At 67.8% G+C, this 18,263-nt stretch carries 18 protein-coding genes; 5 read left to right on the top strand and 13 right to left on the bottom strand.

Translation table 11 applies throughout. The features are described from left to right. The first annotated feature begins 74 nt into the window (after nt 1-74). Both ACZ9CK_RS16120 and ACZ9CK_RS16115 read left to right on the top strand, forming a co-directional pair. Nucleotides 75-1,649 (top strand): hypothetical protein, encoded by a 1,575-nt coding sequence (locus tag ACZ9CK_RS16120; protein WP_476050460.1) that lies wholly within the window; start codon nt 75-77, stop codon nt 1,647-1,649. Between the two features lie 52 nt (nt 1,650-1,701). Then, the gene (locus tag ACZ9CK_RS16115; protein ID WP_426300270.1) at nt 1,702-2,148 is read left to right on the top strand and encodes a hypothetical protein; all 447 of its coding nucleotides are present in this window, start codon (nt 1,702-1,704) and stop codon (nt 2,146-2,148) included. A gap of 70 nt (nt 2,149-2,218) precedes the next feature. On the opposite strand, the gene ACZ9CK_RS16110 is transcribed toward ACZ9CK_RS16115, so the two are convergent. The 13 genes from ACZ9CK_RS16110 to ACZ9CK_RS16050 all read right to left on the bottom strand — a co-directional run bounded on the left by ACZ9CK_RS16110 (nt 2,219) and on the right by ACZ9CK_RS16050 (nt 13,953). Beyond that, complete coding sequence (locus ACZ9CK_RS16110) at nt 2,219-2,692, bottom strand: hypothetical protein (RefSeq protein ID WP_476050459.1); 474 nt, start codon at nt 2,690-2,692, stop codon at nt 2,219-2,221. Nucleotides 2,693-2,760: 68 nt separating this feature from the next. Continuing rightward, nucleotides 2,761-4,827, bottom strand: coding sequence for an aminodeoxychorismate synthase component I (gene pabB, locus ACZ9CK_RS16105; RefSeq protein ID WP_476050458.1), 2,067 nt, complete (start codon nt 4,825-4,827; stop codon nt 2,761-2,763). Further along, nucleotides 4,824-5,372, bottom strand: a complete 549-nt coding sequence (locus tag ACZ9CK_RS16100; protein WP_426300264.1) for a low molecular weight protein-tyrosine-phosphatase — start codon at nt 5,370-5,372, stop codon at nt 4,824-4,826. The genes pabB and ACZ9CK_RS16100 overlap by 4 nt, the downstream gene beginning before the upstream one ends. A 96-nt stretch (nt 5,373-5,468) precedes the next feature. Then, nucleotides 5,469-7,136, bottom strand: a complete 1,668-nt coding sequence (locus ACZ9CK_RS16095; protein WP_476050457.1) for an ABC transporter permease — start codon at nt 7,134-7,136, stop codon at nt 5,469-5,471. After that, on the bottom strand, nt 7,133-8,056 hold the full coding sequence (locus tag ACZ9CK_RS16090; protein WP_476050456.1) for an ABC transporter ATP-binding protein: 924 nt from the start codon (nt 8,054-8,056) through the stop codon (nt 7,133-7,135). Before ACZ9CK_RS16090 ends, ACZ9CK_RS16095 begins: the two co-directional genes overlap by 4 nt. Before the next feature lie 52 nt (nt 8,057-8,108). Continuing rightward, nucleotides 8,109-9,206 carry an MFS transporter gene (locus ACZ9CK_RS16085; RefSeq protein WP_476050455.1) on the bottom strand — a complete coding sequence of 366 codons (1,098 nt, stop codon included), beginning with the start codon at nt 9,204-9,206 and terminating at the stop codon, nt 8,109-8,111. Between the two features lie 86 nt (nt 9,207-9,292). Then, entirely contained in the window at nt 9,293-9,916 is a 624-nt protein-coding gene (locus ACZ9CK_RS16080; protein ID WP_426300256.1) for a LysE family transporter, read from the bottom strand. Between the two features lie 55 nt (nt 9,917-9,971). Beyond that, nucleotides 9,972-10,370, bottom strand: a complete 399-nt coding sequence (locus ACZ9CK_RS16075; RefSeq protein WP_476050454.1) for a type II toxin-antitoxin system VapC family toxin — start codon at nt 10,368-10,370, stop codon at nt 9,972-9,974. Further along, nucleotides 10,331-10,582 carry a type II toxin-antitoxin system Phd/YefM family antitoxin gene (locus ACZ9CK_RS16070; RefSeq protein WP_476050453.1) on the bottom strand — a complete coding sequence of 84 codons (252 nt, stop codon included), beginning with the start codon at nt 10,580-10,582 and terminating at the stop codon, nt 10,331-10,333. The genes ACZ9CK_RS16075 and ACZ9CK_RS16070 overlap by 40 nt, the downstream gene beginning before the upstream one ends. 98 nt (nt 10,583-10,680) lie before the next feature. After that, nucleotides 10,681-11,931, bottom strand: a complete 1,251-nt coding sequence (locus tag ACZ9CK_RS16065; protein WP_476050452.1) for an RNA polymerase sigma factor — start codon at nt 11,929-11,931, stop codon at nt 10,681-10,683. Between the two features lie 3 nt (nt 11,932-11,934). Next, nucleotides 11,935-12,294: a YciI family protein gene (locus tag ACZ9CK_RS16060; RefSeq protein ID WP_426300236.1), complete on the bottom strand. Its 360-nt coding sequence runs from the start codon at nt 12,292-12,294 to the stop codon at nt 11,935-11,937. A gap of 132 nt (nt 12,295-12,426) precedes the next feature. Beyond that, nucleotides 12,427-13,242, bottom strand: a complete 816-nt coding sequence (locus ACZ9CK_RS16055) for a class I SAM-dependent methyltransferase (RefSeq protein WP_426300234.1) — start codon at nt 13,240-13,242, stop codon at nt 12,427-12,429. Nucleotides 13,243-13,299: 57 nt separating this feature from the next. Further along, complete coding sequence (locus ACZ9CK_RS16050) at nt 13,300-13,953, bottom strand: TetR/AcrR family transcriptional regulator (RefSeq protein ID WP_476050451.1); 654 nt, start codon at nt 13,951-13,953, stop codon at nt 13,300-13,302. Nucleotides 13,954-14,040: 87 nt separating this feature from the next. Between ACZ9CK_RS16050 and ACZ9CK_RS16045 the strand changes: the two genes are divergently transcribed. The 3 genes from ACZ9CK_RS16045 to ACZ9CK_RS16035 all read left to right on the top strand — a co-directional run bounded on the left by ACZ9CK_RS16045 (nt 14,041) and on the right by ACZ9CK_RS16035 (nt 18,200). Further along, nucleotides 14,041-15,696, top strand: a complete 1,656-nt coding sequence (locus ACZ9CK_RS16045; RefSeq protein WP_476050450.1) for an amidohydrolase — start codon at nt 14,041-14,043, stop codon at nt 15,694-15,696. An 89-nt stretch (nt 15,697-15,785) separates the two neighbouring features. After that, nucleotides 15,786-17,168, top strand: coding sequence for an APC family permease (locus ACZ9CK_RS16040; RefSeq protein WP_476050449.1), 1,383 nt, complete (start codon nt 15,786-15,788; stop codon nt 17,166-17,168). A 192-nt stretch (nt 17,169-17,360) separates the two neighbouring features. Further along, nucleotides 17,361-18,200 (top strand): hypothetical protein, encoded by an 840-nt coding sequence (locus ACZ9CK_RS16035; RefSeq protein WP_476050448.1) that lies wholly within the window; start codon nt 17,361-17,363, stop codon nt 18,198-18,200. The last annotated feature ends 63 nt before the right edge of the window (nt 18,201-18,263 follow it).

The following is an 18,263-nucleotide window of genomic DNA, read 5'->3' as shown; positions in this document are numbered from 1 at the left end:
TGGCAGCGCCCCGGGCTCCGTGGAAGGATTTGGGCGAAGCCTTACTACCAACCGCACTCTTACCCGGGGGAAAAATGACATTCTACGGCGCTGATGTAGAGCAACTCCGGGCCCTGGCCAAGGCTGCCGACAAGGCGGCCACTTTGCTGAGCACCAAGGCGGCAACCCTGCAGGGCCAGATCATGGCCGCCCCCTGGAAGGGCAACGACGCCGAAGGCTTCAAGCATGACTGGACCGGCCGCCACCGCCCCAGCCTGGACAAAGTCGTGGAAAGCCTGCGGCAGAATTCCAGGATCCTGCTCCAACACGCCGACGAGCAGGAAAAGGCCTCAGACCGCGGCACTGGCGGCACCAGCATGAGCTTCTCGGAGAAGACCCAGGAAATGGCCGACGCCGCCCGGAAGTGGCTGGAGGACCGCGCCAAGGAAGCGGCCGAGCGGGAGGAGCACCGCAAGGAGCTCGCCGAGGGTGCGGACGCGATGGCCAAGGCCAGCCCGGAGGAACAGGCCAAGTGGTGGAACAGCCTCTCCGATGAGGACAAGAAGTACCTGCTCAGCAACGAAGAAACCGCCAAGCAGATCATGAGGATGGACGGCGGCGTCCCGGACTCCGCACAGACGGAGGCCCGCAAGTACCTCCAGGACCAGGACAAGGGCGACATCCCGGTCTACAAGGAAGCAAGCAAGGCCGCAATCGAGACCCGGGTCGCCTGGGTGCACGGCGGTGCCGAGGTGGGTACCGAAGTCGTGGAGAACGCCGACGGCTCCGCCACCATGAAGGTCCACGGCAACCTGGGCCTGGGCGTGAACGATCCGTCCGGAACTGCCGGGGCAACGCTCAGCGGCGAGGTTTCCCGGGAGTACAAGTTCGACAGCGTCGAAGAGGCCATGGCGGCCCGTGTGCAGATGCTCAGGGAGCTCCCGCCGGACAGCATCGGCGACGTCAAGGATGTGGCCTCGAACCCGCCAGGCTATCTTCTCGACCGGATCAATGACGCAGCCGAGGACAACGGGACCGACGGCCATGTGGACAAGGCCAAGGGCACCCTGTCCTTTGAAGCGACCGGCAAGACCGGCACCGGGGCCGAAGGCGGCGTGAAGCTGGACTTTTCCTATGAGAAGAACCTGAGCGACGGAACGTCCAAAGCCAGCGGCGAGGTCTCCGCCTCCGGCCATCTGGACCTTGACGGCCGGCGTTTCGAGGCCGCCGGCAAGGGCGGCCTCGAGGTCAACATGAACAAGGACAACAACATCGAGTCCGTCTCGCTGTCCCTGGAGGGCACCGTGGCGGCGGGTGGCGTTGGCGGTGTGGAGGCGGAAGGCGTCGGAAGCGCCGAGTCCAGCATCACGGCAGGCACCCAGGGAACGGTCAAGATCGATGTTGACTACACTCCGGAGAACAGGGAAATCATCGACAGCTACATGCGGAACGTCGCGACGGGCAACACCGCGGCCGCGGCGTCGGATGCCGCGAAGCTGTACGACGCCGGTTCCGCAACCGTCCAGGTGAACAGCGTGGTGACGGCCAAGAACGAGATCGGCGTGGACCTCAAGGCCGGCGAGGTCAAGGTCAGCACCGAGAGCCAGGTGACTACCAATGTGACCACGTACCACAAGGTCGCGAACGATACGAAGCTCGAGAAGCTCTAGGCTGCCCGGCAGGCAAGCCATTACGAGTCCCCACCCCGAAGGAGCAAATCGAATGACAGTGCACATTGAGTCCCCGCTGGGGTTCACCGCAGACTTCCCCGAATTCACCCAGGCCTTGCCCGAGTCCACCGCCGGCCCCAACACAGAACAGTACGGACTTCTGGGCGGCGTGCTGGTGACCGTCATCAAGGACGACAACGCCGTCAAGGATGCGCCCCAGGCCACCGGCTGGGCGCACCTCATGTCCGCCTACTACCTGGAGGAACGCGGCGGGACCAAGCTCGCCGAAGGCACCCTGGACCTGCCCGGCAAGGACTCCTACGCCGTCATGGTGGGCTTCCAGGATCCGGACGGCACCGCGAAGGTGGCCTCCGCCGTCGGCGTCTTTGAGAACGGGCGGTTCATCGGCGTCCTGGTGGTATGGCCGGTGGTCGACGCCGAAAGGGAACCGCGCGCGGACCGCCTGAAAGAGATCGTTGGCGCGATCAGCCTCGGCTGAGTGCCTGCAGACTTAGCAGAAGCGCCAGGCCTCTTTGAAAGGGCCCGGCGCTTCTGTCGTATCCGGAAGTTCAGATCTTGAGCGTGACGCCTTCGGCGGTGCACGGGCCGGAACTGGCCAGGAAAGCGTCCTGGATGGCGTCCTTGGATTCCTGGGAGGGGGCCTCGCCGAGGGAGCGGTCCAAGGCCAGCAGGCTCAGGGCAGCGAACAGCCCGGCCACTTCCTCGGGGGCGGATTCCTTGGCGTCGTCCGAGCGCAGGTAGATGTCGTCGAAGCCGTCGGCGTCGTCCTTGCCGGTCGCTGCGTACTCGGCGTACAGGGAGTTGAAGAGTTCGCAGGATTCCTTCACGCTGCCGGCCGTGGCGGACGACGGCGTCCCTTCCGTGCCGCCCGACGGTCCGGAAGCGTCGGCACTGTTCGAGACTTCGGCATTGCTTGAGGCGCTTGGCGGCGCGCTGCTTGGTGCCGGGCCGGCACCGCCCGGAGAACAGGCGGTGAGGCACGCGGCGCCGGCGATGGCGATCGTTGCGAGGAGGTTCTTCATGCTCCCCAACCCTACGGGGATCGGATAGGCCGTGCAGCGGATACGCATGGGGAGTTCTCCCCTCCCGGTCAGTCCTCGGGGAACTCCGTGCCCAGCGCGGACAACACGCCGAAGGCCTTCGTGCGGATCTCTTCGTACTCCTCAGCCGGTTCGGAATCGGCCGTGATGGCGCCGCCGACGCCGAGCGAGAGGGTGCGTTCGCCGCCGTCGTCGTTCACCACCAAGGTACGGATCACGACGGCGAGGTCGCTCGCCGCGTTGAGCGAAAAGTAGCCGATGGCTCCCGAATACACACCGCGCGGGCCGTCCTCGAGCCGGTCCAGGATGTCCATGGTGCTGATCTTCGGGGCACCGGTCATGGAGCCAGCCGGGAAGGCCGCGGCCACCGCTTCGGACCGGGGCGCGCCGGGTCGCAGCTGCGCGTCGATGGTGCTGACCATCTGGTGCACCGTGGCGTAGCTTTCGATCGCGCAGAGCCGGCTCACCGTCACGGACCCCGGTACCGCGAAGTGGCTCAGGTCGTTGCGGAGGAGGTCCACGATCATGATGTTCTCGGCCCGGTCCTTGAGCGAGCCCGCCAGGTCCTTCCGAAGGTGCTCGTCGATCACGGGATCGTTCGCGCGGGCACGGGTGCCCTTGATCGGCTCGGCCCGCATGACGCCGTCGGAGGCAATCCGCAGGAAGCGTTCGGGGGAGGTGCTGGCAACGGTCAGCCCGCCGAATCGCAGGTAGCTGGCGAACGGCGCCGGGTTGCGCCGGCGCAGGGCGAGGTAGCCCTGCCACGGATCGAGCCCGGGGTCCGGAGCGCTGACCGTGGTGGTGAGGCAGACTTCGTAGCTGTTGCCTTCGGTGATCTCCTGCTGGGCTTCCTTGATCTTGCGGAGGTAGTCGGTGCGGCTGTCCCGGCTGGTGAACGACGGCGGCAACGGCGCCGGGCGAGAAGCCACCACTGCGGCCTCCGGCTTGGCGGCGTCCTGCACGGCCGAGCGGGCCTGCGCCAGCCAGTCTCCGGCGTCGGGGGCGTCCAGGGCGAGCAGCCATGCGGCACTCTCCTGGTGGTCGATCACCACGGCTCGGCCGGCGAACAGGAGCGCGGAGTCCGGGGTGTCCGCCGGAACGTCGCTGCCGCCCGTTTCGCGCTTGAGCTCATAGCCCAGGTAGCCGAGCCAGCCGAGCGTGAATTCGCACTCGTAGCCTTCAGGGGCGCGCACTGCACGGCGTCCCCAGACGGTGTCCAGCCAGCGGAAGAACGGAGAGGCGACGTCCGCGGTTGCGCATCCTGCGGTCACCCGGGTGCTGCCGGAGCGGTGCAGCACAGACTGGCCGAAGGTGCCGCCGTCGTCGGCCAGGATGCTGAAGCGGCTGCGGGCGGCTGCTTCGGAAGGCGCCGCCTGGCCGCCGGCCGGGCCGGGCGCCGCGTTCGCCGTCGCGGCATTCGAGGAATCCAGCCACACCGCGTTCCGCGAGGCACCGTAGAGGGCCTGGAACAGGGCTTCGGCCCGGGGCTCGGCGTCGATCCGCTCTGACAGCAGCTGCAGCCCCCGCCGTGCGGAGAGCTCCGGCGCGAGGACCGCAGAAAGCGCAGGGAGGTAGTTCAGGGCCTGCATCAGGTCGTCCGGGGCGTCCCCGTCGGCCTGGTTGAGGACGTGGATGTCAGCGTGGGCGGGGACGTCATCCGTCTCCAGCCATTCCTGTTCCTGCTCCGCCCAGGTGTCCCAGTAGGGCTCGTAGCCGCTGCCGTCGCGGTCCAGGGCGCGCCGGCGGCGGTCCTCGGCGGGGGCCTCCACCCAGACCACGGCATCGAGCAGGGGGCGGGCCGCTTCGGCCGCCGCGCCCACTCCTTCGACGACGACGATCTCCGCCGGAAGGGTGGTGTGGGCGGTGCCGTCGTAGTGCTTCTCCCAGTCCCAGCTGACCCATTCGGCGGCAACGCCGTGGCGCAGCGGCGCCAGGACCGTGGTGACGTAGCGTTCGATGCCCGCGGCGAGTCCGTTCCAGCCGGGGTAGATATCCTCAAGATGGAAGAGCGACACCTTGTGGTGCTGGCGCAGCCGCGCGGCAAGTTCCACGGCCAGCGTGGTCTTTCCTGCTCCTGAGCGGCCATCGATGGCGATGATCACGGGTGCTGGAGTCATGGGATAGAGCGTACCTGCTGGGTATCGTCCTGTTTCCCGGCGATGGCGGCACGGGTGAATCCGACAATGCCGGGAATGGCGGCGTTGATGAGGTCCCAGGTGGAGTCAAAGTCGCGGTGTCCGCCGTACCAGGGATCGTCGATGCCAAGTTCCAGGGTGTTGCGTCCGGCCACGGCGGTATCGAAACTGCGCAGCATCCGGATCTTCGCCAAGTCCGCCGGCCGCGGTGCGGCCTGCTGCAGCCAGCCGTAGTGGTCCACGTCCAGGGCAAGGATCAGCTCGCGCTCCTGGAACCATTCCTGCCGCCAGACGCGGGCAACGTGGGAGCCCGAGGCGATCCGGTGGGCCGAAAGCTTGCGGGCGGCGCGGGGGTCGATGGGCCGGCCCACTTCATAGGAGGTGGTTCCCGCCGAATCCACCACGACGACGTCGGCCAGCCCCTCGGCGTCGAACGCTTCCGCCAGCATGAGTTCCGCCATCGGGGAGCGGCAGATATTGCCGGTGCAGACGGCGATGATGCGATACGGGCGGGACGCTGAGTACATATTGCAAGCATTGCCGGTGCCGCCGGTCTTTGGCTAGTTGGGGGTTCCCGGGCTCGTCACGTTTCCGGCTGGGAAGTCATTTCGGACCGTAATCGCTCAGCGGCTGAGCAGGTCCCGGCGCCGGTAGCCCGCCAGCCCTGCCACCAGCAGGACTGCGGAGAGCAGCAGCGTCCACCCCACCGGCAGCCAGTCCGGGCTGGACTCCATCACGTTGGGGACCACATGGAAAGGGCTGGTACTGAGCAGCCAGTCCGGTGCCTTCAGCACCGGCCCGAACATGGTCAGCAGCAGCCAGTACACCAGCAAGAGCCACGCTCCTGCCCGTGCGCGCGGGGCCAGGCCCACAAGGAAGAGCGCGACGGCGGCAGCGAGCCACAGCGCCGGAACTTCCGCCACGCCCTGGAACACCACCTTCGCTGTGTCCAGCTCCGATCCTGCCAGCCGGGCCGAGGTGGCCAGCGCCGCCGAACCTGCGGCCATGCCGACGGCGGGGCCCAGGGCTGCCAGCACGATGGTTGGAACCACATAGGACAGACGGGACATGGGCTCCGAGAGCAGCCATTCGGCCCGTCCCTCGTCCTCTTCGGTGTGGAAGCGCAGGATGACCTGGATGCCGAAGACACCGCCGATGAAGGCCAGCACCAGCAAGAGCACCTCCACGAAGGCGAACAGCAATTGTTCCTCCGTGGCCAACCGGAAGGCGATCATCTGCCGCACGAAGGGATTGTCGCGGAAGATCCCGGACATCGTGGTGGCCACCAGCCCGTACACGGAGCCAAGGGCCACGAACACGACGGCCCAGGTCAGGAAGGCTCCCCGGTTCAGCCGTGCCGTCAGGCCCCAGGTGCCCAGGCGTCCCCGGGCGGGCCCGCCGCGGGGAGCAATGAGGCCCAACCCGAAGTCCCGCCGCGATTCCAGCCACGCCGCCAGCACGGCCAGCGCCAAGGCTGCCGCCAGCAGGAGCAGCAGCGGCCGGAGCTCGTTCTCCGACGCCGGCCGGATCTTCTCCGCCCAGCCCATGGGGCTGGTCCACAGCAGCCACCGCGAATCGTCGAGGGTGTCGCCGAGGCCACGGAGCAGGTAACTGACGCCCAGCACGGTGGCGGCGAGGGTGTTCGCCGTCCGGCCGCTCGAGCCCAGCTGCGCGGTGACGGCAGCGACCCCGGCGAACGCCAGCCCCATCCCGCCGAAGGCGCTCCCGAGCGCAAAGGCCGGGGCGGGCGGCGAACCGGCCACCATCAACGCCAGGCCGACCAGGACCGTCACCGCGGCGGAGGCCAGCCAGGCCAGCACGACGGCGGAGGCCAGGCGGGCGTGCCGGCCCACCACCCCGGAATCCAGGAGCTCGGCCCTGCCGGATTCTTCCGCCGCCCGGGTGTGCCGGGTGACAGTGAAGACCGCCATCAGGGCAGCGAAGAACATCCCGAACATCTGCACGCGCCATGCGGTGAAGCCCGCCGCCGTTCCGAGGTCAGTGGCCGGGCCGAAGAGCAGCGAGAATGCCGGGTTGGTGCCCAGGCTGAGCTGCAGCGCCTTGGCTTCCAGGGGCGTGGAGAACAAGGAGCCGTAGACCGAATAGCTCACGGTCGGAAAGATCCCGATCACCAGGAGCCAGGGCAGCAGCTTCCAGCGGTCCAGCCGGACCGCGTGCCGCAGCAACGCCATCGTTCCGGTCAGCGGGGTTCCGGCCAGTGGGGATCGAGTATTGGCGGTTCCGGCTGCTTGAGTCCCGGTGGGGTGGGTCAAGGCGTGGCGGCCGGTCATTGCGGCCGCCCTTGCCCGCCGCGCTCGCCGTAGTGCTGGAGGAAAAGGTCCTCAAGGCTTGGCGGGGTGACCGTCAGCGCGCTCACGCCCAGCCCGGACAGCACATTCATCGCTGCTGCGAGGCCGGCGGCGTCGACGCTGAAATGCACCCGGCTGCCGTCGAGCCGCAGGCTGTCGACGCCGGGCACCGCCGTAAGCCGCGGTGTTGCGGCGAGCTTTGCGGTGCCGTCGCTGAGCGTTGCGGCCACGTTGGTGCGGGCGTGGCTGCGCATCTGTTCCAAGCTGCCGGTTTCCACCACTTTGCCCCGGCGGATGATGCTGATCCTGTCTGCGAGGGACTCTACCTCGGCGAGGATGTGGCTGGAGAGCAGCACGCTGCGGCCCTTGGCCTTTTCCCGGCGGATCTCCTGGCGGAACGAGGCTTCCATGAGCGGGTCCAGGCCCGAGGTGGGTTCGTCGAGGATGAGCAGCTCCGCGTTGGAAGACAAGGCCGCGACGATCGCCACCTTCTGCCGGTTGCCCTTGGAGTAGGCATGGCCGCGGACCGTGGGGTCCAGTTCGAAGGTTTCGAGCAGTTCCGCCCGGCGGCTATCGTCCAGCCCCCCGCGCAGCCTGCCCAACAGGTCGATCGCCTCTCCGCCGCTGAGTCCCGGCCACAGGCTGACGTCCCCCGGAACGTAGGCGATGCGCCGGTGGAGGGTGACGACGTCGCGCCACGGGTCGCCGTCGAGCACCCGGACGGTGCCGGCATCGGCACGGAGCAGCCCCAGGAGGATGCGGAGCGTTGTGGACTTTCCTGCGCCGTTGGGGCCCAGGAAACCGTGGACTTCGCCTTCGCTGACTTCCAGGTCCAGGCCGTCCAAGGCCATGGACCGCCCGAAGCTCTTCAGCAGGCCCGTGATGCTGATTACGGCGGCCATGGACCGAGACTACTCCTGGAACCCAGCCCCCGGAACGGCCTTCAATGAGGACTCAAGCTCCGCTGGGGCCGGGTTTTCCGTCCGCCGTCCTGCGCGTCACGAGGCGGGGGAGGCTGGCCGCGGCGACGAGGACCGCGAGGGCGCCGAGCCCGAACGGCAGGGCGCTGGCGGCGGCGACGCCGCCCACCAGGAGCGGCCCGCCGGCGTCGCCGAGTTCCCTGCCCAGTTCCGCCGATCCCATGGTGCGGCCCATGCGTTCGGGCGGAGTCGTGTCCGCGAGGTGGGCGAAGCCCAGCGGGGTGGCCATGCCGACGCCGGTACCGATGGCCGCGGCCGAAATAAACAGGGTCACCGGGCCGGGCGCGACGGCAATGACCGCCACCCCGGCGGCGGTGAAGAGGAGGCCGCTGGCCATGCCCCGGCCGTCGCTGAGCCGTCCCTGGTCCCGCATGCGGCCCACCTGCGGCTGGGTCAGCAACGATGCGACGGCCAGCACGCTGACCGTCGCGGTACCCGCAACGGGGCCAAGGCCGTGCCGGGTGGCCAAGGCGGGGAGGAATCCGATTGCCGCGCCCATGGCCGCCATCGAGGCCGCGAGGACCAGCGTGGGGACCAGGAAGCGCCGTTCGGTGACCTGCCGGAAGAGGTCGACGACGGTGTAGCGCTGGCGGGGGAGCGGCGCGAGGTGGGGGACGCGGAGCAGGACCCAGAGGGCGGCCGCGATTGCCAGGGCGGACAGGGCAGCGAAGAGCAGGGCGAAGCCGCCAGCGAAGATCAGGCCGGCACCCAGCATCGGGCCGATGACGTAGCCCAGGCTCTTCCAGGAACCGTACTTCCCGAAGCGGCTGCCCGCGTTCCTGCCCGCGGCAAGCCGGGCCACCATCGCCGAGGCCGCCGGGGAAAACGCCGACGCCGCGGCGCCCTGGCCCAGGCGCGCGATGCCGAGCATGAGCGGGTCGCGGCCCCAAAGTCCCGGGAGCGAGAGCACGGCGAAGGCCAGCAGCCCGGCGACGATCACGGGCTTGGTGCCGATCCTGTCGCTCAGCGCGCCGAAGACGGGTTTGAGGAAGACCTCAGAGATGTCGTACGCCGCGAGCAGGACGCCGAGGCCGAGCAGGGTGAGGCCGATGTTCTCGCTCTGGGCGCCCATTCCGGCGGCGATGCTGTGGGCCCCGAACGCCGTCACGAAGCCGGCGGCGTACAGAGGTGCTGACTTTGTGCTCAGTGGTCCGGCTCCTAGTGGATGGCGGCCAGCAGGACACCCACCGCCACGAAGAGCGTGCCGAAGATCCGGTTGAGGACTTTCTGGCCGTGCTCGTTGTGGGTGAAGCGCTGGAACGACCTGGCGGCCAGGGCGAAGAAGAACCACATCACCATGATGTCGATGGCCAGGACCGTGGCCGTGAGCACCGCGTATTGCTGGAACAGCGGCTGCTCCGGGCGGATGAACTGCGGCATGAAGGCCAGGAAGAACACGATCGCCTTGGGATTGAGCAAGTTCACCCAGACGCCGCGCTGGAACATGGAGAGGGCGGGTTCGTTCCTTCGGTTGTCCACCTTTTCCTTGTCCAGGTCCGGCTTGTGCATGAACTGCCGGATCCCCAGGTAGACGAGGTACGCGGCGCCGGCGTAGCGGATCACGTTGAAGACCACGGGCGAGTTCGAGACCAGCACTCCCACGCCGAGCGCAACGATCAGGATGTGGATGACGAGCGCGAGCTGCTGGCCGAGGATGCCCCAGATGGAACGGCGGAAGCCCGAGTTGAGCGAGTTGCTCATGGTGAAGATGGCGCCCGCGCCGGGAGTGAAACTGATCAGGGTACCGGCGCCGACAAGGGCCAGCCAAAGGGAGAACTGCACTGATCCAGCTTATGCCCGCTCCGGGTGCGGGCCGGACCGTGGGATCAGTGGACGGTCACCAGAGGGTTTCCACCAAGCCGAAATCGTGGAGCGCTTGGTCCGCCGTGATGATGACCAAGGATTCGATGATCGCTTGTGCCGCGAGCAACCTGTCGAAGGGATCCTTGTCTTCCCACTCCAGTTGCCCAGCCGCGAGGGCGTGGTTGCTGCGGACCGAAAGTTCCTCGTCGCAGAGCTCAGCGATGTGGCGGGGATATCCAAGGAGGAGGCCGTCCAGCCCGGGCAGCCTGCCCAGCTTGTGCTTGTAGGCGAGTTCGTAGGCCGACGCAGCCGACGCCACAAGCCGGTGGTCGAGAGACTGGATGATCCGGCGGGCTTTTGCCGAGAGTTTCCGGGGTTCTGTGAGCGCCCAAATCAAGGCGTGGGTGTCGAGGAGATAATCGGCGCTTCCCAACGTTCCAGTTCCTCCTCACCCATCGGTTCGAGGAAATCATCCGGAAGCTGGCCTTTGACGAAGCCCAGGCGGCGCTTGGTGGGGGGATCGATCTTGACCAGGCGTGCAATTGGCCTGCCGGCCTTGGCGATCACGACATCTTCTCCGTGTTCGACCATGTTCAGCAGTTCGGAAAAGCGAGTCTTGGCATCCTGGACGTTGTACTGGCCCATGTTGACCAAGTCTAGTTGGTCAACCTCAGTACAGTAAGGCTCCGGGGGTGAAATACGGCGGCGGTTCATCGCTGTAGTAGTAGCTCATGGTATCGAGGCTATTCGGGTGGCTCAGGCCCGGAACCGGCCGCCTTCCACAACAGATAGTTCCGTTCCTGGAGGCTCCCGGTCTTCTTTGCCGCGGCTATGAAGCAGGCCTGGGCCGCGGCACGGTCGCCGGTCATTTCGAGCAGGTGCCCGCGGACGGCGTCGAGCCTGTGCGTTTGCGCAAGTTCGCCATCCAGTCCGGCCAACAGTGCCAGGCCGGCCTCCGGGCCGTTCACCATGGCGACGGCGACTGCGCGGTTCAGTGTCACGACAGGGCTTGGTGCCACGGCCTCGAGCACCGTGTACAGGGCGAGGATCTGCGGCCAATCGGTGTCTTCCGCAACGGCCGCCTCGGCATGGACCGCCGCGATCGCGGCCTGCAGCCGATACGGTCCCGCGCCGCCCGTGCCAAGCACCGAGTCCAGCAGCGCCAGGCCTTCCCTGATCTGCTCCCGGTCCCACAGGCCGCGGTCCTGTTCGGCAAGCGGGACCGGCATCCCGTCCGGCAGGGTCCTGGCCCGGCGCCGGGAATCCGTCAGCAGCATGAGGGCCAGCAGCCCGCCGGTTTCCGGCTCGTCCGGCAGCACCGACCGCAGCAGCCGTGCCAGGCGGATTGCCTCCGCCGTGAGTTCTTCGCGCTGCATGGACGGCCCGGAGCTCGCGGCATAGCCTTCGTTGAAGATCAGGTACAGGACATGGAGCACGACGGCGAGCCTCGCCTTGCGCTCGCCGGGATCCGGCAGGGCGAACCGGGCGCCTGCCTTCTTGATGCCCTGCTTTGCCCGGCTGATCCGCTGCCCCATGGTGGCCTCCGGCACCAGGAAGGCGCTGGCAATCTCCGCCGTCGTGAGCCCGCCGACCGCCCTTAGCGTCAGTGCCAGCTGGGAAGGTGCGGAGAGCGCCGGGTGGCAGCAGAGGAACAGGAGGGTCAGGGTGTCATCGGCGTCCTGCGGCGGGCTGTCCACGATCTCCCCAGCCGCGGTGGGTTCCAACGCTGCGGCACGCTCTTCGCGGGAGCGGCGCGCGGCCTCGCTGCGCCATTGGTCCACCAGCCGCCGGCCGGCGACCGTCAACAACCACGCCCTTGGATTGTCCGGGATGCTCCCGGATCGCCATGCCAGCGCGGCCTCCAGCAGGGCCTCCTGCACGGCGTCCTCGCACTCGGCGAACTGCCCGTGCCGGCGCACCAGCACGCCGAGGACCTGCGGCGCCAGCGTGCGCAGCAGGTCCTCAAGCGCGGGATCCCGAGGGGCAGCGGCCAAAAGCTAGACCTCCGGAGGGCCGTCCGGAATGGCGCGCAACTCCACCACCTGCGAATACTTCACGATCCCGGAGCAGATCTCGATGGCCCGCTCTTCGCTGGCCACGTCCACCACCCAGTAACCGATCAGGGATTCCTTGGCCTCGGCGTAGGGGCCGTCGGTGGTGATCACGCCGTCTGGCGTTTGCTTGACCAGTTTCGCCGTGGAACCGTCCGCCAAGCCGGCGTTGAAGACGAGCTCTCCGGATTCGCTCAGGTCCTTGTCGATCTGGACCATGTAGCCGATCATTTCCTTGACCCATTCCGGATCCGCGGTGGCCATCATTCCTTCGGCGGAACCGAACATCATGATCATGTACTTCATCTCGAACTCCTTGGGAAGGAGCCCCCGGATTGGGTGCTCTCACTGATGGTCGGAACTGCCTGCCGGATTTCTACATGCGTGCGGGACGGTTCGCGAAAAACTTTCGGGACGATCTTCCGCCCGACGCCGGGCCTACGCGCGTGCGATCACCTCGCCGTTGGGAATCAGGAACCAGCCGTCGTCCGTGGAGCCCCAGCGGTGCCAGCCGGCGGCGATTCTGGCCAGCTCGGCTTCCTGGGCGAATCCGTACTCGAGGGCCTGCTCGGCAAAGGCCGAGTGCAGCACGCGTTCGCTCCATACCCGCGCCTGCCAGCGCCGCTGCTGCGCCGTGGCGTAGAGCCAGTTGCTACTGCTGGGCGCCACTTCGGTGAATCCTGCCTGCTGGGTCCAGGAGACCAGGCGCCGGCCGGCGTCGGGCTCTGCCCCGTTCCGGCGGGCGATCTTCTGGTACAGATCCATCCAGTCGTCCAGTTCGGGGACCTCCGGGTACCAGCTCATGCCGTGGAAATCGGCGTCACGCACCGCCACGATCGCCCCCGGTTTGGCTACCCGGCGCATCTCGCGCAGCGCGGCCACGGGGTCGGTCAGATGCTGCAGCACCTGGTGGGCGTGCACGAAATCGAAGGTCTCGTCCCCGAACTCAAGGTCGTAGATGTTGCCGGTGCGGAACTCGACGTTGTCCACGCCTCGTTCGGCCGCCAGCGATGCCGCGTGCTCCACCACATCGGCCGAACGGTCCAGACCGATCACCTGGGCAGGGGCGACCAGCTCCGCGAAGTCGCAGGTGATGCTGCCCGGCCCGCAGCCGACGTCGAGCACCGAGGTTCCGGAGGTGAGATGGGGTATGACGAAGGCCGCGGAGTTCTCCGCTGTCCGGGACGCATGGGCCCGTACAACGGACTCGTGGTGGCCGTGTGTGTAGACGTCGTCCGGCTTTTGCTCACTCATAGGGAAACGCTACTCCCGCATGGCCCCGGGCGAGCGGAATCCGGGCGTTTCGCGGTCCTATGCCTTGTGCAGGGCCAGGCCGGCCACCAGCGCGGCGAGGCCCAGTTCGAAGGCCTGGTCCGCGCGGGACAGTGTTGAATCCACGCCTTCCCCGGCACGCAGCGCGTGTGCGTAACCGGGCACCTCGCCGGCGAAATCGCCGGGTTCCATCATGTCCGGCGGGGCCACCGCATCCAGCGCTGAACCGAGGATGAAGTTCTCCAAGGCCACCATGGCGCTGACGATTTTCTCCTCCGGCCATCCTGCGGCCCTGAAACCCTGGGACACTTCCTCGTACATCACCAGGGTGGGGTGCGCGCCGGTGACCGGTACCGTGGCGAGGAGCGAGATCGCGTACGGGTGGGCGGCGAAGGCGGCGCGGTAGGAACGGGCCCAGGCCATGGTGGCCTCAGCCCAGGGCAGGGCCTTGAACACCCCGTAGTCGATGCCGGCCGTGACGAACTGTCGCATGCCGGCCAGGATGTCGTTCTTGCCGCCCACGTGGTGGTAGAGGGCGGGGGTCTTGACGCCGAGTTCCTTGGCGAGTGCCGCCATGGTGAAGTCCTCCGGCCCGGTCCGGTTCAGGACGGTGATGGCCGTGGCCAGGATGAGCTCCCGGCTCAGGACGTTCTTGGCGGGCCTGCCGGCCCGGCGTTCCAGCGTTTCCGACATTTTTTCCTTTGCCCCTTGCTTGTTGCCTCAATCACACTCTAGCCTTGGTTCAAGAAATTTAATCCCGTTAAATTTATTGGAGCCCGCATGAGCTTGACCATCTTCCACGGCGGTACCGTCGCTGCACGCCCCGGGAACGCAGCCCCCTCCTCGGACGGACGCCCCGTCCGCCCCACCGCGCTCGCCGTGCGCGACGGCGTCATCGCCGCGGTGGGCGGGGACGCCCTGGCGCTGCTCGGCGAGGCCGACGAAACGGTGGACCTGGCAGGCGGCTACCTGTCGCCGTCGTTCGCCGACGGCCACGCCCACCCGCTCTACGGCGGGCTGGAAGACCTCGGTCCGCAGATCCGCAGCTGCGGTTCCGTCGAGGAGATCGCCGCATCCGTGCGGGAATGGGCGGACGCCCACCCGGAGGCTGAGTGGATCGTCGGGGCCAGCTACGACGCGACAATCGCCCCCGGCGGGATGTTCGACGCCGAATGGCTGGACGCCGCCGTCGCCGACCGCCCGGTGCTGCTGCGCGCCTGGGACTACCACACCGTGTGGGTCAACAGCGCGGCCCTGAAGGCTGCCGGCATCGACCGCGACACCCCGGAACCGGCGCTCGGCCGGATCGCCCGCCGCCCGGACGGCACCCCGCTCGGGACCCTCCTGGAACCCGGTGCGATCGACCTCGTGGCGCGCGTTGCCCCCGGATTCTCCCTGCAGCAGCGGGTTGACGCGCTGTCCTCGGCCACCGAACGCTACGCCGCGGCGGGAGTCACCTGGGTGCAGGATGCCTGGGTGGAGCTGGATGACCTGCCCGCCTACGAGGCCGCGGCCGCTGGCGGGCGCCTGGCCACCCGGCTCAACCTCGCCTTCCGCGCCGACCCCGCCGGCTGGCACCACCAGCCCGCAGCCTTCGACGCCGCCCGCGGCACGGTCCGGCTGCTGGACAACCCGCTGCTTACTGCGAACACCATCAAGTTCTTCATCGACGGCATCATCGAAAGCCACACTGCCTGCATGCTGGCGCCCTACGCCGACGCCCCGGGGGAGAGCGGCCTGCCGAACTGGGATGCCGCTGACCTGCACGACGCCCTGGCCGCCTTCGACGCGCTCGGTTTCCAGCTGCACCTGCACGCGATCGGCGACGGCGCCGTGCGCATGGCCCTCGACGGCCTCGAGGAAGTCCAGCGCCGCAACGGCCCGCGCGACCGCCGCCCCGTGATCGCCCACCTCCAGGTGATCGACCCCGCGGACATTCCCCGCTTCGCCGAGCTCGGTGTGGTGGCGAACTTCGAACCGCTCTGGGCTTGCTCCGACGACGTCATGAACCTGCTCACTATCCCGCGGCTCGGCGAACCCCGCGCCGCACTGCAGTACCCCATCGCCTCCCTCGCAGCCGCCGGCGTCGCCATCTCCTTCGGCAGCGACTGGCCAGTCACCGGACACCACCCCGTGCCGGGACTCGCGACGGCGGTGACCCGCCAGACGCCCGACCACCTCCCCGAGGGCGGCTGGCTGCCCAACGAAAGGGTCGACGTCGAGACCGCCCTTTCGGCGTACACCGCCGGGGTGGCCCACCAGGCCTTTGCCGAGCGGACGTGGGGGACTCTCCGCCCGGGGATGAGCGCCGACCTGGTGCTGCTGGCCGAAGATCCGGCGGCGGTTCCCGCTGAGCGGATTGCCGGCGTCGAGGTCCTCGGCACCTGGCTTGCCGGGCGCCCGACCTTCCAGAAACTGCCCCAGTCAGTGCGCTAGACGCACCCCGAACCAGCCCGTCCCAACCCGTCCCTCCCCAACCCGTCCCTCCCCAACATGGGCGCGAGCCCTCCACCCGAAAGTTTCCAATGTCCGCGAACCCCAACAGCAAGGCTGCCCCGGTAGCCGCAGCTTCCGCGCCAGGCGCTTCCGCATCCAAAGCACCCCAACTGCGCCGGGTCCTGGGCCTGGCCGCCCTTGTCATGTTCGGCCTGAGCTACATGGCCCCCGTGACCGTCTTCACCACCTTCGGCACCGTCACTGAGATCACGGACGGGCACCTGGCCGCCGCCTACGTGGTGGCCCTGGTGACCATGATCTTTACTGCCCTCAGCTACGCCCACCTCTCGCGGGTGATCCCGGCCGCGGGCAGCGCCTACTCCTACGCCCAGAAGACCTTCGGCGGCCATCTCGGCTTCGTCACCGGCTGGACGCTCATGCTGGACTACCTGTTCCTGCCGATGATCAACTTCCTGTTGGTGGGCCTGTACATGAACTCGGCGTTCCCGGCCATCCCGGCCTGGGTCTTCGCCCTGGTGAGCATCGTCGTCGTCCTGGCGTTCATCGCCATGGGAGTGAAGTTCGTGGGCAAGTCCAGCGGCGTCATCGTGGCCATGGCCGTGGCCATCATCGTGGTGTTCGTGGCGCTGTCCATCTCCTACCTCGTCGGGAACCCGGCGCCGTCCGTACTGGCCCCCTTCGAGTTCGGCTCCGACGGAGCGAGCCCGATCTTCGCCGGCGCGGCCGTGCTGGCCCTGTCCTTCCTGGGTTTCGACGCCGTCTCCACCCTTTCCGAAGACGCCCGTGACGCGCAGCGGAACATCCCGCGCGCCATCGTCATCACCACGGTCCTGGGTGGTGTCATCTTCATCGTGGTCGCCTGGGTGGGAGGCATGGTCTTCCCCGACTGGCACAGCTTCGTGGCCCTGGACACCGCGGGCATCGAACTCGTGGAAAAGGTGGGCGGTCCCGTCCTGAGTGCCATCTTCATAGCCGTGTTCGTGGCCGGCTGCATCGGCTCCGCCATGACCAGCCAGGTCAGCGTCAGCCGCATCATCTACGCCATGGGCCGCGACGGCCTGCTGCCCCGCGCCTTCGGCAAGCTCCACCCACGGTTCGGCACACCCGTGCTGGCAGCAGTTTCGGTGTCGGCCGTGTCCCTGCTGGCCCTCGTGCTGAGCCTGGAAATGGCCGCCACCATGATCAGCTTCGGCGCGCTGTTCGCCTTCTCCATGGTGAACCTCTCGGTCATCAAGCACTTCTTCTGGGACAGCAAGCTCCGGGGCGCCGCGGCTGCGGTGAAGTACCTGCTGCTGCCTTTGGTCGGCTTCGCCCTGACCATCTGGCTGTGGACGTCCCTGGCTCCGACGTCGTTCATCGTGGGCCTGTGCTGGATGGCGGTCGGCATTATCTTCCTGGCCTTCCGCACCAAGGGCTTCCGCCAGGCCCCGCCGAAGCTGACGTTCGGGTAGTTCTCCGGGCGCGCTCCCAACTGACTCGCAGTTGTTGTCGTTTTGAGCGCTCATAACGACAACAACTGCGAGTCAGTTTCGGGTTTTGGGCCGGATCCCCCCGATCCCTCAGGATGGCTCCGCACCGAAGAGCCCTAGTTTCCGCCCGCCAGAGCCGGTCCCAAAAAACCCCGTCTCTGCCACAATTGAGCCATGGCCGCAGGAAGGCGGGGTCCGGGCTTTCTGCCGGGTATCACGGGTACCGGCGCACTTCGTGACGGGCCGTCGCCCGAGGCGATCCGCAAACCTTTCTTCATCGCCGCCGTCGTGGTGTTCGCCATTGCCGTCCTGGCGGAGATCGGCATGTCGCTTCTGCTAGGCGGGACCGCCGTCGAGCCTGTCTCCCCGGGCGATGCCGCCAAGCTGGGCGTCCCGCTGGACGTCTTCCTCAACACGCAGAAGGCCGACGCCGACCCGCCCGGCAGTGGGATCGCCTTCCTCGCGTTCCTGGACGGGCTGCTGCTGTTCACCGTGGTGATGCTGGGACTCAGCCTGATGATGGAATTGCGCCTCTACGGGCGGATCCAGGGAATCGTGACCCTGATTGTGACGTTCCTATGGGTGGTGGCGGCGTTCTTCGCGGCGATGCTGGCCATGGCGAAGCTGTTCCTGATGTTCGGGCTGTTCGTGGCCGCGCCGTTCGGAACCCTCGCCTACCTGGCGCTATGGGGGAGCTTTCCCACGGGGCAGGCCGCCGCGATCCTGGGGCTGCTGCTCCTGCTGAAGGCCGTGTTCGCGGTGCTGCTGATCCTGAGCCAGCCGAAGTTCCTGAAGGTCACAGGGCTGGTGGTCCTGATGGTGGTGTCCGTACTCCTGCAACTGGTGCTCGGCCTGATCCACGGCTTCCTGCCGGGACCGCTGGTGTCCATCGGTGACCAGTTCTGGGCGTTGATCACTGTGATCGTGGCGCTGGTCTGGGCCCTGGTGATGCTGATCGTGTCGATCCCGGCGATCATCAACGCGCTCCGAGTCAGCGGCTCGGCGGGGGACTAGGGTACAGGCCCAACTGACTGGCAGTTGTTGTCGTTTTGAGCCCTCAAAACGACAACAACTGCG

This window comes from Arthrobacter sp. TE26545 (assembly GCF_056279005.1).
This window is presented reverse-complemented; position numbering and strand designations above follow the sequence as displayed.